The sequence below is a fragment of the Galenea microaerophila genome (genome assembly GCF_054657255.1).
The window spans coordinates 476,552-500,805 of the sequence record NZ_BAAHWZ010000001.1 but is presented as its reverse complement, the minus strand read 5'-3'; the positions used below and the strand labels follow the sequence as shown (position 1 = coordinate 500,805).

Genomic DNA, 24,254 nt, shown 5'->3' with positions numbered 1-24,254 from the left:
TTTGGCAAATTTAAAAAGTGATGCAGATTAAAAAGATGAAAGCTTGGAGGTAAAACGATGACTTCGCGTATTAAAGTGCTTATTTGTTTAAATGCGTTATAAGTTAAGATATTGAGTAATGGCTTTATGCTGGTGCTGCTCTTTTTGATGCGTTTGTTTTAGTTCAAGCATGGCTTGTTCTGTCAATTGCTGAATCTCTTCGACTTGTTGCAGCAAGGTGCTTAGAATTGCCTCCTTCTCCTGCTCATCTAATTGAGACGCTTCTTTTAGCTGCTGTTGGAAACGTTTTAACCAGCCGGCTTCTAGGGATTGGAACTGTGTCCAATCACCCTGCTTTGCCAGTTGCTGCATTCTGGCCATTTCATTGAGTAAATTAAGCAGTTCAGTGGAAATGGTCACTTGTTCAGCGCCTTAAGTTGTCTCACTTTCTCTATTTTTTCCCGAGGGGCATTTTTAAACTCTTCTGGCATTTGATCCCATCCCTCTTTAATGGTGCGAATCAAATCAGCCACTTCATCCAACTTTTCAATACTATTCTCACGCCCTGCCTCTAAAATGCGACGATTCATATATTCATAAAGCGCATCCAAATTTAAAGCCACCTCTGCACCCGTTTCAAAATCTAAATTAGAGCGTAAATTCATTAAAATGGCATTGATTTTGGCAATTTCCGCCGCTTTATCCTTAAACTGCTTACGTTGCATAAACCCTTTTGCACGTGCTATCTTCGTTAAAGCTCCCTCATAGAGCATAGAAACCAACTTGTGAGGCGTCGCTTCACTCGCAGAGGTTTCCAACCCTGTGTTCTGATACTGCTGTAAAAACTTCTGCTTAAGCTGTGCATTCATTGTGATTCCCTCATGATTTGACTTTTAGTTATCTGTAGATGTCGATTGGTTTAAGCTTGCGGCTAAATATTCCTGGGTACTTCTCATTGATTTTAAAACCGATTGCAAGGCCCCAAATTGAATTCTATATTTCAACTCCAATTGATTATAGCGCTCTTCAATCGCAGCCTTTTCATCGGCCAATTCTGATGTTTCTTTATTTAATTTGTCGATTTGTGAGCCCACCAACCCATCATCAGAATTAAATTGATCAAAAAGTTGGGTTAATTTATCCGCATAGCCTCGTGTAAAAGTAATCGTGCCACGCGATCCAATAGCACTGCTACCAATATCAAACTCTAATCCTTTGGGCATATCATCTGCGGCATAATTACTCACCGTGACATGCTGCCCTTGGCCGGTAAAGAAATACTGTGTCCCTGTCTCCGAATTGGTGAGTGTTCCACCGACATCTACACCCGTATCACTGTCACCAGAGTTTAAGCCCAAATCACCTAAAACCGTTCCACCGGTAAATTCAACACTGGAAGCGGAGCCAAACTTACTGGAAGTAAACGTAAATTGATCATTAGCTGAGTCATAACTTACGACAATACTAGAGTTTTTTGCTTTAAATGTTGGATCATTATTAATTTTTGTTTGTAGCTCTTTAGCTAAATCTGCCCCAGTATAGGTTCCGGCAGCAAGCGTAAGGGTGCCAGAGGCCTCACCATCTAACTTTAAAGTCAAAGTATCATTACTGCCACTGGTAATGGTAAAGCTGTCAGCATTTCCCGTCACACTGCCTGTTAAAGTGGCTTGCTCCGCTGCTGTCGTCACATCTATCTGATAAGTTCCCTCAACTGTATTAGAATTAGAGCCTGTAAATTTAACCAAAGGATCTGTTGTTATGCCACTGGCTGCAAAGAGACGGCCCACTGCATCTGGATCCGCAGCAATGGCATTATTTAAAGCCGTTGTATCCAACTCTAGGCTACCATCCAATTTTGTTTTAATGCCGACATCTGCTAAGGATTGAACCGTACCTGTTAAGCCTGCAATTTGTTCTTGTAAAACGGCTTTCATCTGATCCTTCATTAAACGGACATTGGAATTTCCAGAAAGCGCCCCTTTCGTAGGATCATAATCATCACTATTAGGATCATCTTTTTCATAAGACTGAACGGTCTTAAAAATGTCATTCATTGAATTATAAAGATCGACAAAATCTTGTACTTTTTGTCCAATCTCAGAGGTATCTCGACGAATATCAATCCGTTTAGCTGTCCCCGCATCTGCACTGTTTAAGGTCAGCTCAACTCCTGGAATAACTTCATCCAATGAATTTTGCGAACTATTAATTGTTAAACCATTGACGACAACCGTAGCATCTTGGGCCGCAACCGTTTCAGTCATATTAGCGGTTACAAGCTGTGATAACCCAGCATTATCGGTATCATTACCATCTCCATCATTAGCAACCGAAACCTGGATCTGATTGTTCGCGCCAGTTTCATTTGATGTTAACATCAACTTATAGCCACTGCCTGTATTTACAGTGGTTGCAATTACGCCGATATCAGCTGATTGAATCGCTTGTTGAATACCTGCAAGGGTATTATTGGTACTGTCAATAGTAATCGTATGTACAACGCCACCGACATTAATCGTTAAATCTCCAGTCCCAACGGTATCAGTTAAGCTATTGAAACTGTTATTCGTTGCCAAGGTTTGAGCGGTCGCAATACTTTGTACTTCCACATTATAGGTACCTGACAGCGCATCTCCGGTGATTTGTGCATCAATAACCGAAGGATCAGATGAGGTGATACTCATTTTTTTAAAGGTTTCTTGGGTAGTCAAATCCTGAATTTGGGACTTAAAGCCCTCAAACGCTTTCTTAAGCAAATCAAAGCCACTCAATAAAGTATCATGACGTTTTTGCTTAGTCTCCAAATTTGACTGTAAGGCTGCAACATCAGCATTTGCTAACACCTTTGCCATACTTTTCACATCAAAGGTCGTTGCCCCCATGCTATTGAGAATGTCCAATCCAATTGTATTGTCAGCCATCTTTAATCCCTCTCTTCTGGTCTTTTATCATTTTATTATAAGTCTAATTATGTTAACGACTGTCATCTAAAATCTTTAGAAAGCAAAAAAGCCGCCAAGTTTTCACTTAACGGCTTTTACCTATTTAGAAGCAGTTTATCCTACTTTAACAGCTGCATAATATTCTGTGCCTGCTGATTCGCTTGTGACAACATGCTCATCCCTGCTTGTTGCAATACTTGCGTTCTCGCCAAGTTTGCACTCTCTCTCGCAAAATCCGCATCTTGGATCTGACTACGTGAATTCTTAATGTTTTCATTTACATTTTGCAAGTTAGCAATCGTATGTTCAAAACGATTCTGCGTCGCACCCCATTTCGCCCGAATGGTATTGATTTGAGAAATGGCTTTATCTACTTGCGATACCGTTAACAGCGCCTTTGATTGCGTTGAAATAGTATTCGCTGCAGCAACCCCTAATGCAGAAGCTTGCATACTGATTAAGCTTATTTTAATTTCATTTACCGATGCTGTCTCCCAACCCGCATGGATACTTAATTGAGCATTTGAGCCATTCATTAGAGCAATACCATTAAATTTAGTGGTTGACGCTACACGGTCAATTTCGCTTTTTAATTGTGTTACTTCTTGGTTCATTTGTGCTCTTTGCACACTTGTATAAGTATCGTTAGCGGCTTGAATCCCTAGCTCACGAATACGCTGCAACATATTCACGACTTCTTCTGTCGCACCATCTATGGTTTGAATAATATTGATTCCGTCTTGGGTATTTCGAATCGCCATATCCGTCCCAATCACTTGAGAATCCATACGCGTTACAACCGCTTTACCCGCCGCATCATCTGCAGTGTGATTAATGCGTAAACCAGAAGTCAAACGCTCCATTGAGGTTTTTTGAGATCGACTGCTTTGATCGAGTAAACGAACGGCATTCTCTGATGCCATATTTGTATTGATTACCATTGACATAATACTTCTCCCTTGTGTTTTGCTCTTTTGGCCTTTACGGTTCTTATCGAGCCAGCCTTGTGTTTTTCTCTTCTTAGGCACTCTTTGTTGCCTTCAATTAAGTTATCGGTCATATTGCAAATTCTTTAGCAAAATTGGGCTCTTTTTTAACAAAATCTCATTCAAGAAAATGGTAATCGTTAAGGACAAAGTGAAAGTCAACTTAAATCTAACAACAACAAAAAACCCGCCATAGGGCGGGTTTAAAAAAACAAATGAAATAACTAGTATTTATCTTAGTAATTGCAAGACTTGCTGAGCTTGTTGATTCGATTGTGACAACATGCTCATCCCTGCTTGTTGCAATACTTGCGTTCTCGCCAAGTTTGCACTCTCTCTCGCAAAATCCGCATCTTGGATCTGGCTACGTGAATTCTTAATGTTTTCATTCACATTTTGCAAGTTGGCAATCGTATGTTCAAAACGGTTCTGCGTCGCACCCCATTTCGCCCGACTGGTGTTAATTTTTGAAATGGCTTTATCTACTTGCGATACCGTTAACAGCGCTTTTGATTGCGTTGAAATAGTATTCCCTGCAGAAATCCCTAAGGCAGACGTTCGCATATTGATTAAACTTATGTTAATTTGGTTCACTGAATCCGTCTCCCAACCCGCATGGATACTTAACTTAGCAGTGGAACCACTCACATTCATTAAATTGATACCCTTAAATTTAGTGGTCGACGCTACACGGTCAATTTCGCTTTTTAATTGTGTCACTTCTTGGTTCATTTGTGCTCTTTGCACACTTGTATAAGTATCGTTAGCGGCTTGAATCCCTAGCTCACGAATACGCTGCAACATATTCACCACTTCTTCAGTTGCACCATCCACAGTCTGAATCAAGTTAATTCCATCTTGTGAGTTACGAATCGCCATATCGGTTCCCCTCACTTGGGAATCCATACGCGTTACAACCGCTTTACCCGCCGCATCATCTGCAGTGTGATTAATGCGTAAACCAGAAGTCAAACGCTCCATTGAGGTTTTTTGAGATCTTGATGTTTGGTCTAATAAACGCACCGCATTTTCTGATCCCATATTGGTGTTGATTACCATTGACATGATATATCTCCTTTTTATCTAGTCTTGTGTGTTTAAATTGCCTTCAATGTTTATATCGACACAAGACAGAAAGACTTAAGTCTTTTTAGACTTTTTTATTCAACAACAATCCTAAAACAGCATGAGACGTCTCCCCATACTCTGAATAAGCATAGGACGAAGTTTGTTTTTGCTCTAAAAACGCCTTAATTCGTGCTGATTGTTCAAGAAAAGCATCTGAAGGAATTTGTTTGATCACTTCATAGGTCCCTCTATCAATTACCTTAATCACTGTTCGCCCACTTTTGTCGTCTTTTTCAAAATGCAAAGTACTTTGACTCTGAGCTAACTTACGATTTAATTGAAGGATCTCTTTATCTAATTTTTCTTTTGCGTGAGACTGTTTTTCAGCATCAACGCTTAAAGAGGAGGATTTTTCTTTTCCCTCTAATTTCGGTAATTTTGTAGAAGGGGCGCCCTGTTGACTTGATAAAACTTCACCTACAGGTTGAGTTAATTTCATGTCTTGTAAAGGATTTAATGGTTTAGAATCGACAGGATTCATAATTCACCCCTCCATTGTTTAACTTTGAACGCTTACCTTAAAAGTGAAAGCACATTTTGAGGTTGCTGATTCGCTTGTGACAACATGCTCATCCCTGCTTGTTGCAATACTTGCGTTCTCGCCAAGTTTGCACTCTCTCTCGCAAAATCCGCATCTTGGATCTGGCTACGTGAATTCTTAATGTTTTCATTTACATTTTGCAAGTTAGCAATCGTATGTTCAAAACGGTTCTGCGTCGCACCCCATTTCGCCCGAATGGTGTTGATTTGAGAAATGGCTTTATCTACTTGCGATACCGTTAACAGCGCTTTTGATTGCGTTGAAATAGTATTCGCTGCAGCAACCCCTAATGCAGAAGCTTGCATACTGATTAAGCTTATTTTAATTTCATTTACCGATGCTGTCTCCCAACCCGCATGGATACTTAATTGAGCATTTGAGCCATTCATTAGAGCAATACCATTAAATTTAGTGGTCGACGCTACACGGTCAATTTCGCTTTTTAATTGTGTCACTTCTTGGTTCATTTGTGCTCTTTGCACACTTGTATAAGTATCGTTAGCGGCTTGAATCCCTAGCTCACGAATACGCTGCAACATATTCACGACTTCTTCTGTCGCACCATCTATGGTTTGAATAATATTGATTCCGTCTTGGGTATTTCGAATCGCCATATCCGTCCCAATCACTTGAGAATCCATACGCGTTACAACCGCTTTACCCGCCGCATCATCTGCAGTGTGATTAATGCGTAAACCAGAAGTCAAACGCTCCATTGAGGTTTTTTGAGATCTTGATGTTTGGTCTAATAAACGCACCGCATTTTCTGATCCCATATTGGTGTTAATTACCATTGACATAACATATCCCCTTTTAAATCATTGAAAATTAGATTATTTCTTGTTATATCTTTAATCAAAAATATTTCCCTTCACTGTCTGTAACGGCCATCATTTATATAACTTTAGTGAAAATAATGAATTTTTTTCAAAAAAATGGCATAACCTCTGCTCAGTCCTTAAAATCATCTATAAATTGACACAAGATTGACATACAAGGACATTTCCATGACACAACTCGATAACACTATTGATGCACTCCCAAAATTAGAACTGGGCACACCGAAAACAAACCCATTTGGTGATACCTACTTCGAAAGCATTAACCAGAAAGCATTTGATAACATCGGTGCTCAAGCCACCCTTTCTAAAACTTTTGCCGACGCATTTAACCAAGAAAAAACGCTTTATTTTGTTGTTGGATCCGATTCTGGATTACTGCTTCCCCTATTACAAAAAGAAGCGGAGCAAGATCCCAGTAAACATTTTGTGGTTTTTGAAGCACCTGAAGTCATTGACTATCTAAAACAGACAGAACAAAACTACCCAAAGGTAGATCTCTATCCCATTACGACTCCTTTTGAAGAATTAGAGCTGCATTACCCTCACTATATTTCACATAATCGAATGCAACTCATTCGTTCTCTATCCGTTTTAGACAAACGTTCTGAATACTACACCGCAGCTTGGGAATACAAACTGTCAGAGTTTCGTAGCTTTCAACAGATCAATGTCGGCTTGCGTACCTTAAATGTCTTTATTAATGGTCAAATATATAACTGTGTCGATAATATTTATCCCATTGCTCAGTTTCAGAAACAGTTTTCACAAACACCTGCCCTCCTTCTCGGTGGTGGGCCTACATTAGATGCGGGAATAGAATGGATTAAGCAAAATAAAGAACAAATTTTAATTTTGGCTGCAGGCCGGATCAGCGCCCGCCTGCTTAAAGAAGGGATAGATCCGGATTTTATTGTGACGGTTGACCCCAATGACGTCAGTTATGACAATACTAAACAAATGGAAGCTTTTAGTGAAAAGTCTGTGCTCATTCATACCAATTATGCTCATCATAGTTTATTAGCCGAATGGCGTGGTGTACACACTTTTACCGACCGCCTTTTTCCATGGGCTGAAAGTGATCAGCCTGACAATTTAGCCACTTCAGGCCCGACTGTAACCAATACAATGGCTTCTATCGCCACTTTTCTCGGTTGCCCGCAAATTTATCTTCTTGGCGTAGATTTCTGTTATGGTGCAGAAGGACAAACTCATGAATCCTCAAGTTTAGAAAATCAACTTGGCGAAATGTTTGTGCATACTGTAGGACAAAAAGTTCGCACTAACTCAGGGCGTTTAGCGGAAACCAATGACGCCTTTGCCAATGCGATGAAAGAAATGGATCGTGTCGCCCACATTGCCAAACAAAAAGGCATTGCATTTTATAATCTTGGTTATGAATCTGCCGCAATGGAAAATGTTCCTTTTATAGAATTAGAAGAGATTCAACTCGGGGATTCAGGACAAAAAGAACAAGCGTTGCAAGAGATGGTACAAGCGTTGGATTTTTCTCCAACAGTTGTGCAAAAGCATTATGACAAAATGAAAATGCAGTTGCAAAAATTCCGCAAAGAAATCAAAGCCACGCAGAAACTGGCACAGTCGGGACTAGACGCTGCAAAACAGCTCTTTGAAAATGAACAACAACTGGATCACCTGACCCAAAAAATAACACAAATCAAATCTAAGCTCAGTAAAAAGCATTTAGAAACCATGGAATTTATCTATCACTATGCGAATGATGCCTATGCGAAATTTATGGATCCTTCCATATCAGATGACGAGATGTCAAATGAAGAGATCAAAAACAATCTGATCAACTTTTTTACCGCGATTACCGAAACTTCTGTAGATATTTTGCTCAATCTCGATCAAGGGATCAAACATATCAACAACCGTAAAGAAGAAGCGCAAGGTGAACGCAAAATTGAATCACTGATTAACTTCTGGAAACAGCATAATGAAGAGGGTCGAGTTTTAGTTTGGTTGAAACAATATGCACTTGACCCGAATGATTTTAGTCCAGAACATCAACAACAAGTCGAAAACTTAATTGCTCAATTTAAACAAAAAATTCAACAAACTGAAGACTCTAAACTGGCGAAGAAATTAAAAAACAATGCCGAAAACTTAACGACCATCTTTACCTTAACTCATGAATATTTTGAACAAGGTAAAGTCGAAGCGTTGGAAAAAATTGCCAATCACCTTCAAACTAAAGAGAGTTATAAAGCAAAAGAGCTGCTTAAACTCACACTGGGCTACATTGCTGACTTAAAAGGTCAACTCTCCGATGCTTATACTTATTACACTCAAATTGAAGACCAAAGACTGCTGCATATCGCATTAAAACGCATTGTGCAGTTAACGCTTGATGAAAAAGATTATCAAAGCGCTTTAAATGCTTTAGAAGTGTTGACAGACTTTTCTGATGAATATTGGCTCTCCTTCGCAGACCTCGCCTCTGCACTGGGGCAGTTTGATCAAGCTTTACAGGCCTATAGTAATTATTTAAGCAAGCATCCGAAAGATACGACGGCTTGGATAAAACTTGCAAAACAGCTCATCGCCACAGGCAATAATGAAGATGCCAAAGAAGCTTTAAATCAAGTCCTCAAACTCGATCCAGAAAACAATACCGCTTCAAAGCTTCTATCAGAGATTTCAAATCCAAATCATTAAATATTATTAGAAATGGTTTTATGGCTAACAAGCTTTGCTCTGGTTGAATGACTTCGACCAGAGTTTTTTAAGCTAACATCTTTAAATAAGCTTCTACTTTGAATACATCTACCAACTCATCCACATCCATCCCCGAAATCGGATTCATTTCAAATAACTGGGTTTTCCCTTCTACAACTAGACGACCTTCTTGTAAAAACCATTCAGGTTTAACCAAATATAGAGCACCATTAATGGTATAAAAACGATCATCATAATCTTGTCGTCGTGTCGTATCCTTTTCGGGCTTCGCTAAGAAGTGCCATTGCCCATCAGCACTCACTTCCAAGCTTTTATAAGGATGTTCCGTCATCTTATGGACACTGACCAGTGAATCTAAATGATTTTCTTGAAACTGGGTGATGGCTCTGTCAATATCTTCTGCCGATCGCAACGGAGAAGTCGGTTGTAATAAAACCAAAATATCTGGCATTTCCCCTTGCAGTTGCAACCACATTAAAAAATCTTTCACCACATCATTGGTCTGTGCTTGATCAGAACTTAAATGCGTTGGACGCCGGTAGCGAGTGTCAATATTATGCAGATTCGCAAAATGTAAAATCTCTTCATCTTCTGTTGAAAGCATAATATTCGTAAGATACTTTGATGCTTGTGCCGCTTCAAAGGTATATTGCAACAGTGGCTTTGCCATAATCGGGAATAGGTTTTTTTTCGGAATGCCTTTTGAACCGCCTCGAGCTGGGATCAGTGCAGTAACTTTTGCTTGAGATTGACTCATTTTGCGCCCTCTGTTTTTGAAAAGTGAATATCATAATCTGCTTGAGCTTGCAAATAGTCTGGCATCTGTCCAATATCCATCCAATATTCGGTAATGGGAAAGCCGCCGACAGGTTTTTGCTCTGCCAATGCATGCTCTATTAAGGTGGGCATATCATAAAACTGATTTTGCGGTACATAATCCAAGGCTTCAGGTGAGAGCGCATAAATTCCACCATTAACAAAATAGCGATAGACCGGTTTTTCCACCAATTGCGTCACCTGATGTCCATCCATTTCCACAACACCATAAGGCACCTGCTGCGCATACTCTCGGACGCAAGCTGTCACCAAGTTTTGGTGCTGTTGATGAAAATCCAATAGCGCTTTTAAATCAATTTTGGTTAGCAGATCTCCATTCATCACAATAAAGTCTTCTTCGGGTCTTTGGGATAACAAACTCAATGCCCCCGCAGTCCCCATACGCTCTGACTCTTCTATGTATTCAATCTCAATGCCATAAGCTTGACCATTCCCAAAATACGCCCGAATTTGCTCACCCAAGTAATTGATACAAAAATAGAAACGTTCAAATCCCTGCTCAGCAATATGTTTAATAATGGTTTCTAAAATAGGTTGATTGCCCACCGGCAACAAAGGCTTGGGTACATTTTCTGTTAAAGGTCGTAAACGAGTCCCTAAACCGCCTAACATTAATATCACTGGATTTTTTAAAGATTTGAGTTCGGGTTTTTCATAATAGAGTCCCACCATCTTGCCTTGGGCATCCACAATAGGCAAATGACGCAATTGAAACTGCTGCATCCGTTTCTGCCACAAGGTGGGCTGCTCGGAATCTTGACCGACTTTTGGTGTGAGATTCATCACTTCACCAATGGGGCTCGAAAGCATTTTGCCTGCTAACAGCCCACGACGAATATCCCCATCAGTAACCGTCCCCAAAAGATGATTCTCTTTATCAACCACTAATGCAATTTGCAAGGCCGCCTTATCCATTACGGATAAGGTTTCTTTAACGCTGGTCTGAGGAAAAACGGCAATATTTTGCCAAGCAAACAATTTCATACACACGCTCACCTACAATTCAAATCTACAAAAGGCTTCGGCAACAATTGAGAAAAATCTTGTTCAACTAAGGTTTCGACCACTTTTTGCGCACTCTCACCTTGTCCATAAAGACTTTCACCGCCCGAAAAATTAAAGTTTATCCCATTTTCCATCGCTTGCAGAATGGAATCTAGCGATGGATTTGCTTGAAAAATAGAGTTGGCCATCAATCGACCCGCTTGTCGTTGCCCGATGTTCACTGTCGCCGTTTGCAGGGCTGGCGCTTCAATAATGCCACTACTGGAATTCCCAATCACTAAATCAGCCAGCTTCATCAGACTTAAATAACGTTGAGAGCCCAGTGAAGGGGTATATAACGCATGGATGTGTGCATGGCTCTGCCACTGCTGAATCTGCTGCTGCACCTTTTGGTTAATCTGTTCACCTGCGGCATCTAAATTTGCCCCGGTCCAAATCACAGTGATCTGCCCATACTTTTTAGAAAAGGTTTCCATAGCCGCAAACAGTTCATTCAAACTGGTTTCTGGCGATTGACCTGTCCAGGTTTCGGGGTGATAAGTGACTAACAGCAGTGGATGCGTCAAACGCAAGCCCAAATGCTTTTCCAGCTCCGATTGCGATAAAAACGCTGTTTGCTGAATGACATCCAATCCCATAGCGCCCACATTCAAAACGCGTTCAGGCAGCTCGCCCATCTGGATTACTCTTTGCCGATAGGGTTCTGCTGCTACAAAGTGTAAACTGGCCATTTTGGTAATTGCATGACGAATGGCGTCATCCACCGCGCCAAGCGTGATCTCTCCACCATGCAGATGGGCAATGGGGATTTGATTAAGCAGTGCCGCTGTCGCCACCCCTAAAATTTCATAGCGATCGCCTAAGATCACCACACAATCGGGTTGATCGTGTAAAAAAGCTTCGGAAAACTTGGCCACAGCCTCAGACGTAATTTGCGCCATCGCATTTTGTGCCGGCTGGGTTGCCTCATTTATAATCGGAATTTCTGCTGTAATTGGCACACCACTTTGACGAATCGCCTCAACGGTATCCCCCTGTTCAGGTAAAAGGTGGGCACCGGTTACAAACAGTTGCAAGGCCACTTTAGGATGGTGATGCAGTTGCTGAATCAGATGTGACAATAGACCATATTCGGCACGAGTGGCCGTCACCACTGCAATCTTTTTGAGCGAATCTACCACTGAATCCCCTCGCCCTCTGTAAAGGCTCTGGGAGCGGGTTGACCTATCACTTCACACCAAACATCCGCATAAAAGCCGTTGTCACTGCGTTTTAAGGTGACATTCTCTGCAGTCAAAATTTCCCCTTCGGCAATCGGCTGACTGGCAACCATGCGCTTACGCACAATCGCAATATTGGCTTTTTCAGAATCTGTCGGGGCTTTTTCACCACTGCCTAAGGCCTGCTCAATGTGACGGATACTCTGTACCATCTGTTGCAATTCATCCGCTTCTAGACTGGCTTGATGGTCAGGGCCTGGTAGCTGCCGATCCAGTGTAAAGTGTTTTTCAATGACACTCGCCCCCATCGCCACCGCAGCAATGGGCACCTCTATCCCCAAGCTGTGATCAGATAAACCCACTGGTAAACCAAACTGTTTTTGCAGCGTTTGCATGGCGCGTAAATTGACATCTTGATAAGGGGTTGGATAAGCGCTGTTGGCATGGAGTAACGTCAAATTTTCTCGTGCCAAACCAGCTTGGAATAGAGTTTCAACGGCTAAACCCACCTCTTCTAAAGTCGCCATACCCGTTGAAAGATAGGTTGGCTGATTAAATTGAGCGATCTGCTGCAAATAAGGAATAGACAGCAACTCACCTGAAGGAATTTTCCAACGCTGAACGCCTAAATGGTGCAAAAACTCTATACTTTCACTGTCAAAAGGGGTGGACATAAACTCTATGCCTTCTTGCTGACAGTAATTCAACACCATTTTGTGATCTATCTCACTTAATTCGAGCTGTTTAAGCAATGCATATTGGCTCTGTTCTGTCCCAGTATTTTCTGTTTGGTAATCCGCCTGCTGCGCGTTTTCTGTAACCAACTTATCGGCCTTAAAGGTCTGGAATTTGACCGCATCAGCACCCGCCGCCACAGCAATATCCACTAATTTAATCGCTTGTCGTAGCTCTCCATTATGGTTAACGCCCGCCTCTGCAATGATAAATGTCTGACTCATTTCACGACTCCTGTGTAAATGCCCGGCTGTAAAATATGCTGCAACACCAAACTGCCCGCCCCCACAATCACCTTATCAGCAATCTTTACGCCCTGCTTAATCACGGTGCCACTGCCAATTAAACAGTCCTCTCCAATCTGCACGCCACCATTTACTTTTGCGCCCGTTGAGACGTGGGTATGATTGCCAATAACGACATCATGCTCAACCAAAGCTTGCGAATTAATAATACAATTCATCCCAATTTTCGCTTGAGCATTTACCAATGCCTGATGCATCACAATAGAGCCCTCGCCCACTTTTGCCGAAGCGGCGACATAGGCCAAAGGAGAGTAGATGACCGGAAACTGTGCCCCTAAGTCTTGCAATGTTTGAAACAGCTGTTTCCTCAGTGTGGCCGATTTGACTTGGCCGACGGTGAGCAAACAGTGTGGCGTTTGCATTAGCAGTTGAGGCAAATCACGATCATATCCAACCACTCTAACCCCTAAACAATGCGAAACTTCTTGCTGAGCATCCGCTTCGACAATGCCGGCAATCTGCCACTTGCGCTCTGCCTGAATGACCTCCACACAGCTTCGGCAGTGACCACCGCCGCCGATTAACAGCAGTTTGTTCATTGTATACACCTCACGCCACTGGGCAGGTTAATTACTCGCTCTGCCAACCATTCGGTATTGGGTAAGGCTTGACGAGGTGCGCCTTGGTAAATCGACTGCTGGTGCAGAGGTGTCCATAAAGGACGCGCTTGGACCTGAGCTTCATTCAAAGCTTGCAACCAGGCATCTCTTTCTGTTTGATCAGAGAGCAGAAATCCATTCAACCAGTAGTTCGGTCGGGTATGATGAGGCGCGGAAATTAGCTGAAAATCACCTGGCAGGACTGGGGATTTTGGCATTTTCTGCAAATTTTGCACCCAGTTTTGATACAACTGATGTATCTTCTGTTTTTCTTCTAAGAAGCGGGGCAGTTTTTGCATTTGCGCAACGCCTAAAGCGGCATTGAGATTGGGCAGTCGCAGATTGTAGGCGATGGCATCATGTTCAAATGCCCATGAATGAGGTTTTTTAGCGGTGGTGCTTAAATGTTTGGCTTGCTGAGCGAGCATTTTATTATGCGTCACCAGCACACCGCCCCCACCTGTCGTTAAGATCTTATTGCCATTAAAACTAAACACCCCCATATCACCGAAAGTTCCGGTATAACGATCGCACACTTTTGAGCCTAAACTTTCTGCCGCATCCTCAATCACCAGTATGTGATAAGCACGGCAGAGCGCAACAATCTGCTCAATCTCACACGGCATGCCTAAAGTGTGCATCGGCAGACAAGCGGCAATCCTTTTACCCGTGCTTTTATCGTAACAGTGTCCCTGTTTTTGCACCGTTTGCGTTTCTAAATAGGTTTTAAGCGCTTGTGTACTTAATCCCATGGTTTCTCTGTCCACATCAAGAAACAGTGGCGTCGCACAGAGCTGGGAAATGGCATTGGCCGTTGCCACAAAGGTCAGCGACTGGGTAATCACTAACTCATCGGGCTGCACCCCCGCAACCCGCAAAGCCAGCATAAGTCCGGCCGTACCATTGACTACAGCCACCCCATAGGGGGCACCGACAAAATCCGCTACCTGTTGTTCAAATTGAGCAACATATTCGCCTACCGAAGAGACAAAAGTGGAATCAATACAGGCCGCCACCAGCGCTTTTTCTTGTGCATCAAAACAGGGCGCATGCAAAGGAATCATACCCTCTGCCACACCATAATAATCACGAAGGGTCTTAGCCAGTGAACAGACGATGTCATTAGACATTGTATTGATTGGCCTTATATTGTTTAAGATGTTCCGGTTGAGTAAACCATTCAATCGTCTCTTTCAGACCTTTTTCTAAAGTGTATTGTGGTTGCCAACCTGTCAATTTCTGGATCTTCTGATTGTCCCCCCACAAACGAAACACTTCTGAGCCTTTGGGACGCAACCGTTGCTGATCAGTAATAAACGCCACATCTGAATCCATTAACTGCTTAATCAACTCTAAGGTTTCTTGTACGGAAATCTCATAATTGGAGCTGATATTGACTGTCTCGCCAATGGTGTTCTCTGAAGCCATCAATGCCATAATGCCGTGACAGGTATCCAACACATAGTTAAAGTCTCGGGTCGGAGAAGTATCGCCCAGTTTTATCTGCTTCATACCCTTAGCAATTTGGGTGATAATGGTTGGAATCACCGCTCGCGCCGATTGTCTGGGGCCATAGGTATTAAAAGGTCGAGCAATGGTAACCGGCGTTTCAAATGCATTGAAATAGCTCATCGCCATTGCATCCGCACCAATTTTGCTGGCACTGTAAGGCGATTGGGGTTGCAGAGGATGCTGCTCATCAATGGGGACATATTGTGCAGTACCATAGACTTCGGAAGTGGAGGTATGCATAAAACGCTGCACCTGCTGATCTTTCGCAGCTTGCACCATATTTAAGGTGCCATTAACATTGGTTTCAACATAAGAGTTAGGGGCAATATAAGAGTAAGGAATGGCGATTAACGCAGCCAAATGGAAAACGGTATGTATCCCTTCACTGATTTGCTGACAGAAGAAAGGATCGCGTACATCACCGCTGACAATTTCCATCTGATCCACAAAAGGAGAATGATCTAGCCATCCCCAATGGTTAAATGAGTTATACAGTACCAAAGCGCGCACTTTGGCGCCGGCCTGCACCAATTGCTCCGCCAGATGCGAGCCAATAAAACCATCTGCACCCGTGACTAAAACTTGTTTATCTTGCCAATAAGAGAGGCCACTCTGCTGTTTATTTTTCAGTTGTACCAACGGTAGACTCCTAAGAGAGGATTTTCTGATATTTTAATTCTGCTTTCAGCACCTTGTCGATATAGGCACGGGTTTCCGCAGATTGATGTTGTAAGCGTAACTTACGATAAATTTGCTTTGGATTCAATCGATTTATATTTTGAATGGCCTGTGCTTTTGTATTGCCAAACACCTTAAGCACGGTCGATAGCCCCCCATTATAGGCAGCAATTGCCAAAATTTTCTTACTGAGTTTATTACGAACCTGGGCTAAATACTCATTTTGCAACAGACCAATATAAGCGGTCCCCATACGAATATTATTTTCCGCATCAAACAGTTTTTCTGCTGATGGCTTACCACGCTTTAGATCAATATATTGGTAAACATCTTGACCTGCCGCATGAGGTTTCAATTGCATTAACCCTAATGCTTGAGAGCGGCTAACCGCTTTTGGGTTAAACCCACTTTCCGTTTCCATAATGGCAAAAACCAATGCCGGCTTGACGGAAAACTGCTTCGCATAGCGCGCCACCCACTGTTGATATTTATGAACCGGCTCGCTAATGGCATGAGGTTTTAAGGGTAAAGCAATTGTTAAGCTCTGTAATCCTTCTTGTAAATATTGATCGGGGTGCGTCAATACATAATTCACAAAACGATAGACATCCGCAGGATAACGCATCGGTTGCTGCTGTTGATCAAGCACTTTGTCATAGAAAAAAGGCACTTTACGCGTGGAAAATGATTGCGTGGACAGTAACTCAGAAGCAGGTAGCAATTGATCGCTTAACAATAAGCGCGTTAAAGCCCGTTTTACGGTTTGATAGCTGACCGCTTGCTTAGGCAGATAAAGTTTTAGAACCCCTCCATCAATTTCATAATGAGGGAAAACGGCGCTGGCTTGTTTAGATTGTTTGACTTGTTGAAGCTGAGATGGTTGTAGATGGGGCGTTGTAGTGTGTAAATCCGTTGCTTTTTGTAATGGCTGCGACTCAGACTTGGCTTGTATCTGAGTGTTTTTTTCAAATTTTAAATGCGATTTCGGAAGACGAATAGTCCCTGTTTGCTCCGCCTCGCTATTTACCATCTTCGGCTCAAAGTGAGTCGTTTGGCTCAACGCTTCCATTGGCTCTAAGTATGACGGTGGGGACAAGGAAGCTTTTTTTTGTAGCACTGCAGCCGTGCCCATCATACCAATACTGAAAGCCATCAATAAAGCCATCGCTGCCAATAGGCTGTAAAAAAAGCGCTGTGCTGACATATTTTCCCTTATGCATCCTATTCTTAAGATAAATAGCAATCAGCAAAGGCAATGCCAACTTCTTTGTCAAGAAAATGACACTAGCGGAAATAATTAAATAAAGACATGTTTTGTACTTTAGAAAAAATCTGCTGAGCCATCTGTAAGGCATTCTGTTTTTGGGTAAAATCGGAAATGCCTTGCACCACATCCATCTCTTCAATATTCATTCGGCGCTCTTCCAAAGCCATGCGGAAAGATTCCCCCGCATCCTTCTGCGTCTCAATCCGATTTTGACGTCCCCCAATTTCAGCCATCACATTTGACATCTTATCCAAAGCTTTTAAAAAATCTTCTCCAATTTGAGGTGAGGGTTGCAAACCTTGATCCAGATCACTTTTAAGCTGAACCATAATATTTAGCACATTTGGTTCTACCCCAGCTGGTAAGGACGAGGCACCCGGTACATCAAAGACTTTATTCCCTCTATCCGTAATGCGAACTCGAGAAGGGTCCCCTAGATCGTTTGAATTAATATGATTGTCCACATCAAAAGCGATTTGAACAAAACGTCCACCGTCATTACTGCCATTATATTTATAATAAGGGTCACCATTGGGTGCTGTGGTGGTATCTTGTACAAAAGCGGCATTGGCATGGACATCAGAGCCGGCAAATAACAACTCTTTATCAGGATTTTTACTGTTCATCACATTACGCACATGCTCGATTAACTGCCCAATTTCTGCAGCCGCCGCTTGACGATTTTCCGGCGTGTAAGAGTCATTCATCATCTGAATTGTCAATTCACGCGCGCGTTGAACACTGTCAATAACTGTTTGAATCTGAGTCTCTTCTAAACTCAATTGAGCGCTGGCATATTCACCATTCTTTTTAAAGGTCTCGATCTGTGACATACTTTTTTTCAAATTATGCACTTGATGTAATCCCACTGGATCATCACCTGGCTTATTAATACGCTTGCCTGTGCTCATTTTTTCTTGGATATCTAAGATATCGGCTTGATGCTTACTAATCGCATCTATCCCTTGATTATGAAATTGATTGGTTGAAATTCTCATTTTTTACCCCCTTAAAGCACCCAAGATAGTGGCAAACATAGACTGAGAAGTTTGAATAATCTGTGCTGAGGCTTGATAAGCTTGTTGAAAGCGCATTAAATTTGCAGCTTCTTCATCTAAATTCACACCCGATAGTGACTCGCTACGCTCTGTAACTTGTTGTAAAACGCTCTTTTGTGCATCATATTGCACTTGGGTCCCCTGTACATACATCCCCACATTGACAGCCATTTTTGAGTAGCCCCCGAATAGTGTCTCACTGGGATTGCCTGTTCCATCCGCATACAGAAGCGATTTATCTGCAAGACTCGCTATATTAGCAATATTCACATTATCGCCCACACCTGCAGGATTGCCTGGATTATTAGGGTCTTCTCCACGCGTTGCAATTTCGTCTGTATCGGTTATCTGAGTTTTAAACTGTTCCAAAATGGCTTGATGCGGCTTCACCAAAAAGCGATCACCATCATTCATTGAACCCGCTGACGAAGCATCAAAATGCAAGCCTTCTAAATCAAAAGTGTTTCCAGAACTGGTATATAACTGCTGTCCACTCTTATGATCATAAACTGTAAAAGTACCACCTGCGTTATACTTTAACTCATACTCTCTTGCTTGGAAATTCCCTATTTCGGTAAAAGCTTGGTTTACCGTGGCAGGTGTTGGACTAAATGTCACATGAATATTGGAACCATCTTCTGTTCCGGTATTATTTTTATCTTTCACGGCTTGAGCATCCAAAGGCACAAAGAAATCTCCGCCCGGATTTCCATTAATGTCCCAGCCTTGCTTATGCTGCCAATTGACAGCCGCCACCAATCCATTGATAGAAACCCCCAATTCATTTTGCGCTTTATCTGACATTGTCTTACGAAAATCTAAAATCCCACCTAATTGCCCGCCAACTATTTGATCAGAGATTTTCTTCTCTTGCCCACCAATATTGGCAAACACTTCAATCCGCCCCTCATTGGTAAAGTCACTGAAGTGAGCAGATAATGGGGTAATGGAATTATCACTAATTAACGGAATACGTCCATTGGCCGTATGAATATCAATGCTTCCATCCTTGTGTCGAAAAGGCTTAATATCCAAATTTGTACTTAAGTCTTTAATCGCTTCTTCTCGCTTATCTAATAAATCATTGGGCGGTTGCTGACTGCTGGCTAAAGCTCGCGCCACTTGTGTATTAATTTTCTGAATCATCTGCAAATTTTGGTTAATCTTTTCAACGGTATCTTTAATCTGATTATTGGTTTCTTGCTTATTTTCATTCAAAATAAAGGATAAATTTCCTATATGGCTTTCTAAATTAATAGATTCATTTAATACTAAACGACGATTGGTATTAGAGGTCGGATCATTGGCTAGGTTTTGCATTGAATCAAAAAAGCGCTGCATAAATTGCTGTACGCCCTGATCATTAGAGGCTACCACACCTTCTATCTGCTTTGAGAGTTTCAATTGTTGATCATAACGTTCATTTAAAGCATTAGCAGAAATGAGCTGATTTTGAATATAATCCTCATACACACGCGTCACACTGTCAACACGTGACCCCCCTCCTAAAAAACTATTCCCTACAACTTGCGGCGTATTACTCACAATCTCTGCGCGTTGACGGTGGTAACCCTCCGTTCCCACATTGGCGACATTATGGCTTGTCACCTCAATCGCTTTCTTATAACTCATGGAAGCTAAACTTCCAATCCCAAGTAGGTCTGCCATGATCTTATCCTTTGATTCTGGTCAATTGCACGATGCTTATTTTTGTTGTAGCGCACGTAAACTCAAATGAGTGGCTGTATTCGGCACTTTCTTTTTTTCTATGATAGGCGCATCTTGCGTTCCCTTATCCCCTTCTCCATGCGGTAGAGTCGGGGCAAGCTGCTTAACAATTAAATCGGCCAAGCCTAATGAACCTTTAGTGGACAGCTCTTGAGAAAGCTGTTGATCGTGCCACTGTTGATAAAAGTCCGATTGACCACCATCCAGCCAGCCATCATCAAACTTGACTTTTCGCGCCTCTTTCATAATTTGATCAATAAACAAAGCTTCAAACTGTTCTGCAACAGGGCGCAACGCTTTTGCCTGATCCTGTCTGGCCGTCTGTTTTAAACCATTCAAGGCTTGAACATCGGTAACCAGTTGATAATCTTTCTGTTGTGGATTAACTGGTGCTAACATCTAAACCTCCTAAATGACCATTAAGTCCGCTTTTAAGGCACCTGCTTGTTTCAAAGCTTCCAAAATTGCCACCAAGTCCCCAGGCGCTGCGCCAACTTTATTCACTGCTTGCACAATATCATTCAAAGATGTGCCTTTAGGAAATTCAAACATTCTATCCTTCCCCTGATTTTCCACTGACACTTGAGTATTAGGCGTCACCTGCGTATTTCCACCGGCAAAAGGGTTGGGCTGTGAGACTTGATTCGATTCTTGAATTTTTACCACCATGCCGCCATGCGTCACTGCGGCAGGCCCAACAGTCACATTCTGGCCAATGACTACAGTGCCAGTGCGTGAATTCACAATCACACGTGCTGCGGGTGATCCGGGATTAACTTCAATATTTTCAATCAGGGATAAAAACGCCACACGTTGGTTTTTCGAACGCGGCGCCATCACTTCAACCGAATCCCCATCATTCGCACGTGCAGTCCCCGCGCCTAATTTAGCATTGATCGCATTCACCAAATTGGTCGCTGTCGTAAAGTCGGGATTTTTTAAATTCAAAGTGATGGTATTCCCTAAATCAAAGCCGGTGTTGACAGAGCGCTCAACCATCGCACCATCTGGAATACGCCCCACACTGGGCACATTAATGGTGATCTTAGAACCGTCCTTACCTGAGGCATCTAATCCCCCCACAATTAAATTCCCTTGTGCCAGGGCGTAAACATTTCCATCCACCCCTTTTAAAGGGGTCATTAATAAGGTACCTCCTCTTAAACTTTTGGCATTACCTAAAGAGGAAACGGTGACATCAATTTTTTGTCCCGGTTTGGCAAAAGCAGGTAAGGTGGCATGCACCGCCACAGCGGCAATATTTTTAGTATTGGTTTTCTGACCATCTGGAATATGAATCCCAAATTTATTCAGCATGCTGCGCAAACTCTGCTCTGAAAAAGGCGTCTTATCCCCTGAGCCATTCAAACCGACCACTAAACCATAGCCCACCAGATGGTTAGAGCGAACCCCTGCCACATTGGCTAAGTCTTTTACTCGCTCTGCCCAGCTGGCTTGCATCCATAATATCAGCGTTGCCAAAATAAAAATGTGGATTTTTCTGGTTTTCATGACAAACTCCCTTATGCGTTCAATCTGTCAAAATTATGTTATTTTTATCATAGGATACAGACACGTTAGCATAGGTTATGCCAACAATAATGATTCAGACCTCAAGAATCTAAATAATGGTCGATATAGAGGGATAAGGGGGATATTTAGGCATGAAAAAACCGGCTTGCAAAAAGGAGATTAGAAAAACAAGCCGGTGAAAAAAGAAACGATAAATATTTGAAGGCAATTTAAAGTTTCAGGTAAAGTTATTATAGAAGAATTTTAATTAAATATCAAACCCTTACCCCTTAAAGTGGCCAATATTTATTTAAGAATTTAGTGGCCGCACCTGGACGTGCAGTATCGCCCGCCATACCGTGATCTTGATAGATTAAGCGCACATCTGCTACTTTTGTAGAGACAATGGTGTTATCAGGCGCAATATCTTGTGGACGAATAATGCCTGCAAAACGAACCACTTCATCCCCATCATGAATGGTAATCCATTTTTCGCCACGCACCACCAAATTACCATTTGGAATCACCTTAACCACCGTAACCGCAATCGATCCATTCAAACTAGACCCCTGTTTTACATCACTTTTTCCATTAAATTGTCCTGATGAACCATAACCTATTCCAAAGGTCCCTGCCTCTTTTAAAACCTGGCTTGAACTGCGACCAAAAAGATTCAAGGGCGTTGAAACGCCAAAATCTTGACTGTTAGATTTGTTATACTTGGCCTCATCTTTCTTTTTTGCATCAAAACTCTCTTGCAGTTTGATCGTAATAATATCTCCAACCTTATGTGCACGCGAATCATCAAACAGCGTCATGCCCCCTGCTTGAAAAAGTGAACCATTTTTAGGGGGCGTCTGTTGTGGAATATTGGTTGGATAAGCCGGTGAATAATCAAACTTTTCCATCCGTTTAGGCACCGGTGATGAGCAACCCATCAACTGCAAAATGACACTGCTCACCACTAGCCATTGGAGGATTTTTAAAGGTTTCATCTCAATTCTCCTGCCATTACCCATTATTAAATATTATTATTTAAATACTGCATCATGCCATCCGCCGCCTTAATTGCTTTAGAGTTCATTTCATAGGTGCGTTGCGCTTCAATCATGCCGATCAACTCATTAACGGTATTCACATTTGAGGCTTCCAAAGCGCCTTGTTCAATCGCCCCAGCATCTGCATTATCGGGATTGTTCACCGTCGGTGTACCTGAAGCGGTAGTTTCCACAAAAAAATTCTGACCTTTAGCTTCTAGACCTGCTGGATTAATAAATGTGGCAAGTTGCAATTGCCCAAGCTGGGTCAATTCTGTATTGCCAGGCTCTTTTGCAGAAACAATCCCATCACGTGAGACCACAATTTCCGTCGCATCTTGGGGAATATTGATATTGGGCTCCACTAAATAACCTGATGAAGTCACCAAATCACCATTTTGATTGACCTGAAATGAGCCATCACGGGTATACATAATATTGCCATCTTGGTCTAAGACCTGAAAAAACCCTTTTCCATTAATCGCCAAATCTAGCTGGTTATCCGTGATCATCAGATTCCCTTGAGAAAAGAGCTTTTGCACCCCAACCGCTTTAACACCAACTCCCAACTGTAAGCCTGAAGGTAAAGTATTACTCTCATCTTGCGTCGCTTGTGCACCGGGCTGACGCACATTTTGATAAAGTAGATCATCAAATTCAGCGCGTCCAGTTTTATACCCATAGGTATTAGCATTGGCGAGGTTGTTAGAGATTGCGGCTAAACGAAATGTTTGTGCTTCCAAGCCTGTTTTGGCGACATAGAGTGCTCTGTTCATGACAATTTCCCCTTGTTAAACTCTGGTCTATGGTTCTTTATGTTTATCTCATTGACAATAATTTGTCAGAAACTTGTGCATGCCTTTTAGTGGTCTGCATCATCTTAATCTGCATCTCATACTTACGTGACAGCTCGATCATATTGGTTAAGGCTTCGATCGTATTAACATTACTGCCTTCTAAAGCGCCACTCACCACCTTGACATTGGCTTGTGGTAAATCCTGCTCTTTTGTGCGGATAAACCCATCTAACCCTTTTTCTAACTGCTTAATATCTGGCTTAACCAAACGCAAACGATCCAATACTACTAACTCATTACTGGGCGCATCCGCAGGGATAAAGGAAATGGTGCCATCATCGCCAAGATGAATACCTCTTGCCGGTGGGATATTAATCGGCGTCCCGCCTTCATTTAAAATCGGATTACCATGCACATCCACCAGATCCCCATTGGCTGTAATCTGCATGCTGGCAGTCCGCGTCAGCGCTTGCCCACCCTCTGGCGTCTGAATCATCATAAAACCATCTTCTTTGGTGACCACATCCAACTCTCGCCCAGTCACCTTAATCGGACCGGCTGAAAAATCGGTCGCTGGGCGTTCATTCATTGAATAGGCTCTTGAGTTCCAACCTGGCCCTTCAACATGCTGAGCCCGAAACTCATTAAAATCCTTTTTAAAACCATCTGTATTCGCATTGGCCAAATTATTCGCAGTATTCGCTTGTGAAAGCATCGCCTCTTTGGCGCCACTCATGGCGATATACAACATACGGTTCATAACGGTTCCTTTAGATGATTAAGTGTTCGTTTTTTGACAATTCTGTCATTCATTGAACTTATAGCGAGAAGCATGCCAATTTTTAA

Annotated in this window: 23 protein-coding genes; 1 reads left to right on the top strand and 22 read right to left on the bottom strand. The window is 42.2% G+C overall.

What is annotated here, in order from left to right; translation table 11 throughout:
• Nucleotides 1-96 precede the first annotated feature (96 nt).
• From fliT to ACYQ05_RS02365, 7 genes are all read right to left on the bottom strand, one after another.
• Nucleotides 97-399, bottom strand: coding sequence for a flagellar protein FliT (fliT, locus tag ACYQ05_RS02395; protein WP_459817985.1), 303 nt, complete (start codon nt 397-399; stop codon nt 97-99).
• Nucleotides 396-848, bottom strand: a complete 453-nt coding sequence (gene fliS, locus ACYQ05_RS02390; RefSeq protein ID WP_459817983.1) for a flagellar export chaperone FliS — start codon at nt 846-848, stop codon at nt 396-398. The genes fliT and fliS overlap by 4 nt, the downstream gene beginning before the upstream one ends.
• A gap of 24 nt (nt 849-872) precedes the next feature.
• Entirely contained in the window at nt 873-2,900 is a 2,028-nt protein-coding gene (gene fliD, locus ACYQ05_RS02385; protein WP_459817982.1) for a flagellar filament capping protein FliD, read from the bottom strand.
• Between the two features lie 140 nt (nt 2,901-3,040).
• Entirely contained in the window at nt 3,041-3,868 is an 828-nt protein-coding gene (locus tag ACYQ05_RS02380; protein ID WP_459817980.1) for a flagellin N-terminal helical domain-containing protein, read from the bottom strand.
• Between the two features lie 270 nt (nt 3,869-4,138).
• Nucleotides 4,139-4,972: a flagellin N-terminal helical domain-containing protein gene (locus tag ACYQ05_RS02375; protein WP_459817978.1), complete on the bottom strand. Its 834-nt coding sequence runs from the start codon at nt 4,970-4,972 to the stop codon at nt 4,139-4,141.
• An 85-nt stretch (nt 4,973-5,057) separates the two neighbouring features.
• Nucleotides 5,058-5,516, bottom strand: coding sequence for a flagellar protein FlaG (locus tag ACYQ05_RS02370; RefSeq protein WP_459817976.1), 459 nt, complete (start codon nt 5,514-5,516; stop codon nt 5,058-5,060).
• A gap of 32 nt (nt 5,517-5,548) precedes the next feature.
• Entirely contained in the window at nt 5,549-6,376 is an 828-nt protein-coding gene (locus tag ACYQ05_RS02365) for a flagellin N-terminal helical domain-containing protein (RefSeq protein ID WP_459817974.1), read from the bottom strand.
• A 207-nt stretch (nt 6,377-6,583) separates the two neighbouring features.
• Here ACYQ05_RS02365 and ACYQ05_RS02360 point away from each other — a divergent pair, with 207 nt between their 5' ends.
• On the top strand, nt 6,584-9,097 hold the full coding sequence (locus tag ACYQ05_RS02360) for a 6-hydroxymethylpterin diphosphokinase MptE-like protein (protein WP_459817972.1): 2,514 nt from the start codon (nt 6,584-6,586) through the stop codon (nt 9,095-9,097).
• Between the two features lie 67 nt (nt 9,098-9,164).
• Here the strand turns inward: ACYQ05_RS02360 and ACYQ05_RS02355 are convergent, their stop codons facing one another.
• The 15 genes from ACYQ05_RS02355 to ACYQ05_RS02285 all read right to left on the bottom strand — a co-directional run bounded on the left by ACYQ05_RS02355 (nt 9,165) and on the right by ACYQ05_RS02285 (nt 24,168).
• Complete coding sequence (locus ACYQ05_RS02355) at nt 9,165-9,875, bottom strand: acylneuraminate cytidylyltransferase family protein (RefSeq protein ID WP_459817970.1); 711 nt, start codon at nt 9,873-9,875, stop codon at nt 9,165-9,167.
• Entirely contained in the window at nt 9,872-10,939 is a 1,068-nt protein-coding gene (locus ACYQ05_RS02350; protein WP_459817968.1) for a nucleotidyltransferase family protein, read from the bottom strand. Before ACYQ05_RS02350 ends, ACYQ05_RS02355 begins: the two co-directional genes overlap by 4 nt.
• 8 nt (nt 10,940-10,947) lie before the next feature.
• Nucleotides 10,948-12,141 carry a UDP-N-acetylglucosamine 2-epimerase gene (gene neuC / locus ACYQ05_RS02345; protein ID WP_459817966.1) on the bottom strand — a complete coding sequence of 398 codons (1,194 nt, stop codon included), beginning with the start codon at nt 12,139-12,141 and terminating at the stop codon, nt 10,948-10,950.
• Nucleotides 12,135-13,139 (bottom strand): N-acetylneuraminate synthase, encoded by a 1,005-nt coding sequence (gene neuB / locus ACYQ05_RS02340; RefSeq protein ID WP_459817964.1) that lies wholly within the window; start codon nt 13,137-13,139, stop codon nt 12,135-12,137. The genes neuC and neuB overlap by 7 nt, the downstream gene beginning before the upstream one ends.
• Nucleotides 13,136-13,759 carry an acetyltransferase gene (locus ACYQ05_RS02335; RefSeq protein WP_459817962.1) on the bottom strand — a complete coding sequence of 208 codons (624 nt, stop codon included), beginning with the start codon at nt 13,757-13,759 and terminating at the stop codon, nt 13,136-13,138. The genes neuB and ACYQ05_RS02335 overlap by 4 nt, the downstream gene beginning before the upstream one ends.
• Complete coding sequence (locus ACYQ05_RS02330; protein ID WP_459817960.1) at nt 13,756-14,949, bottom strand: LegC family aminotransferase; 1,194 nt, start codon at nt 14,947-14,949, stop codon at nt 13,756-13,758. The genes ACYQ05_RS02335 and ACYQ05_RS02330 overlap by 4 nt, the downstream gene beginning before the upstream one ends.
• Complete coding sequence (locus ACYQ05_RS02325) at nt 14,942-15,970, bottom strand: NAD-dependent 4,6-dehydratase LegB (RefSeq protein WP_459817958.1); 1,029 nt, start codon at nt 15,968-15,970, stop codon at nt 14,942-14,944. The genes ACYQ05_RS02330 and ACYQ05_RS02325 overlap by 8 nt, the downstream gene beginning before the upstream one ends.
• A gap of 10 nt (nt 15,971-15,980) precedes the next feature.
• A complete protein-coding gene (locus tag ACYQ05_RS02320) occupies nt 15,981-17,213 on the bottom strand; it encodes a murein transglycosylase domain-containing protein (protein WP_459817956.1) in 1,233 nt (410 codons plus the stop codon).
• A gap of 80 nt (nt 17,214-17,293) precedes the next feature.
• Nucleotides 17,294-18,274 carry a flagellar hook-associated protein FlgL gene (flgL, locus tag ACYQ05_RS02315; protein WP_459817954.1) on the bottom strand — a complete coding sequence of 327 codons (981 nt, stop codon included), beginning with the start codon at nt 18,272-18,274 and terminating at the stop codon, nt 17,294-17,296.
• Nucleotides 18,275-18,277: 3 nt separating this feature from the next.
• Nucleotides 18,278-20,002 (bottom strand): flagellar hook-associated protein FlgK, encoded by a 1,725-nt coding sequence (flgK, locus tag ACYQ05_RS02310; RefSeq protein WP_459817952.1) that lies wholly within the window; start codon nt 20,000-20,002, stop codon nt 18,278-18,280.
• A gap of 36 nt (nt 20,003-20,038) precedes the next feature.
• Complete coding sequence (locus ACYQ05_RS02305) at nt 20,039-20,461, bottom strand: rod-binding protein (protein WP_459817950.1); 423 nt, start codon at nt 20,459-20,461, stop codon at nt 20,039-20,041.
• A gap of 9 nt (nt 20,462-20,470) precedes the next feature.
• Entirely contained in the window at nt 20,471-21,574 is a 1,104-nt protein-coding gene (locus ACYQ05_RS02300; RefSeq protein WP_459817948.1) for a flagellar basal body P-ring protein FlgI, read from the bottom strand.
• Nucleotides 21,575-21,864: 290 nt separating this feature from the next.
• Entirely contained in the window at nt 21,865-22,569 is a 705-nt protein-coding gene (locus ACYQ05_RS02295) for a flagellar basal body L-ring protein FlgH (protein ID WP_459817946.1), read from the bottom strand.
• 26 nt (nt 22,570-22,595) lie between these two features.
• The gene (gene flgG / locus ACYQ05_RS02290; RefSeq protein WP_459817944.1) at nt 22,596-23,387 is read right to left on the bottom strand and encodes a flagellar basal-body rod protein FlgG; all 792 of its coding nucleotides are present in this window, start codon (nt 23,385-23,387) and stop codon (nt 22,596-22,598) included.
• A 43-nt stretch (nt 23,388-23,430) separates the two neighbouring features.
• Entirely contained in the window at nt 23,431-24,168 is a 738-nt protein-coding gene (locus ACYQ05_RS02285) for a flagellar basal body rod protein FlgF (protein ID WP_459817942.1), read from the bottom strand.
• Between the last annotated feature and the right edge of the window lie 86 nt (nt 24,169-24,254).

What these genes read in the sequence shown, in the direction of transcription:
- fliS (WP_459817983.1), bottom strand. Translation starts at nt 848, where the DNA reads ATGAATGCACAGCTTAAGCAGAAGTTTTTACAGCAGTATCAGAACACA.
- ACYQ05_RS02375 (WP_459817978.1), bottom strand. Translation starts at nt 4,972, where the DNA reads ATGTCAATGGTAATCAACACCAATATGGGATCAGAAAATGCGGTGCGT.
- ACYQ05_RS02350 (WP_459817968.1), bottom strand. Translation starts at nt 10,939, where the DNA reads ATGAAATTGTTTGCTTGGCAAAATATTGCCGTTTTTCCTCAGACCAGC.
- fliD (WP_459817982.1), bottom strand. Translation starts at nt 2,900, where the DNA reads ATGGCTGACAATACAATTGGATTGGACATTCTCAATAGCATGGGGGCA.
- ACYQ05_RS02305 (WP_459817950.1), bottom strand. Translation starts at nt 20,461, where the DNA reads ATGTTAGCACCAGTTAATCCACAACAGAAAGATTATCAACTGGTTACC.
- ACYQ05_RS02330 (WP_459817960.1), bottom strand. Translation starts at nt 14,949, where the DNA reads ATGTCTAATGACATCGTCTGTTCACTGGCTAAGACCCTTCGTGATTAT.
- flgG (WP_459817944.1), bottom strand. Translation starts at nt 23,387, where the DNA reads ATGAACAGAGCACTCTATGTCGCCAAAACAGGCTTGGAAGCACAAACA.
- flgL (WP_459817954.1), bottom strand. Translation starts at nt 18,274, where the DNA reads ATGAGAATTTCAACCAATCAATTTCATAATCAAGGGATAGATGCGATT.
- ACYQ05_RS02285 (WP_459817942.1), bottom strand. Translation starts at nt 24,168, where the DNA reads ATGAACCGTATGTTGTATATCGCCATGAGTGGCGCCAAAGAGGCGATG.
- ACYQ05_RS02295 (WP_459817946.1), bottom strand. Translation starts at nt 22,569, where the DNA reads ATGAAACCTTTAAAAATCCTCCAATGGCTAGTGGTGAGCAGTGTCATT.
- ACYQ05_RS02360 (WP_459817972.1), top strand. Translation starts at nt 6,584, where the DNA reads ATGACACAACTCGATAACACTATTGATGCACTCCCAAAATTAGAACTG.
- ACYQ05_RS02300 (WP_459817948.1), bottom strand. Translation starts at nt 21,574, where the DNA reads ATGAAAACCAGAAAAATCCACATTTTTATTTTGGCAACGCTGATATTA.
- neuB (WP_459817964.1), bottom strand. Translation starts at nt 13,139, where the DNA reads ATGAGTCAGACATTTATCATTGCAGAGGCGGGCGTTAACCATAATGGA.
- ACYQ05_RS02370 (WP_459817976.1), bottom strand. Translation starts at nt 5,516, where the DNA reads ATGAATCCTGTCGATTCTAAACCATTAAATCCTTTACAAGACATGAAA.
- ACYQ05_RS02380 (WP_459817980.1), bottom strand. Translation starts at nt 3,868, where the DNA reads ATGTCAATGGTAATCAATACAAATATGGCATCAGAGAATGCCGTTCGT.
- ACYQ05_RS02365 (WP_459817974.1), bottom strand. Translation starts at nt 6,376, where the DNA reads ATGTCAATGGTAATTAACACCAATATGGGATCAGAAAATGCGGTGCGT.
- flgK (WP_459817952.1), bottom strand. Translation starts at nt 20,002, where the DNA reads ATGGCAGACCTACTTGGGATTGGAAGTTTAGCTTCCATGAGTTATAAG.
- ACYQ05_RS02320 (WP_459817956.1), bottom strand. Translation starts at nt 17,213, where the DNA reads ATGTCAGCACAGCGCTTTTTTTACAGCCTATTGGCAGCGATGGCTTTA.
- ACYQ05_RS02335 (WP_459817962.1), bottom strand. Translation starts at nt 13,759, where the DNA reads ATGAACAAACTGCTGTTAATCGGCGGCGGTGGTCACTGCCGAAGCTGT.
- ACYQ05_RS02355 (WP_459817970.1), bottom strand. Translation starts at nt 9,875, where the DNA reads ATGAGTCAATCTCAAGCAAAAGTTACTGCACTGATCCCAGCTCGAGGC.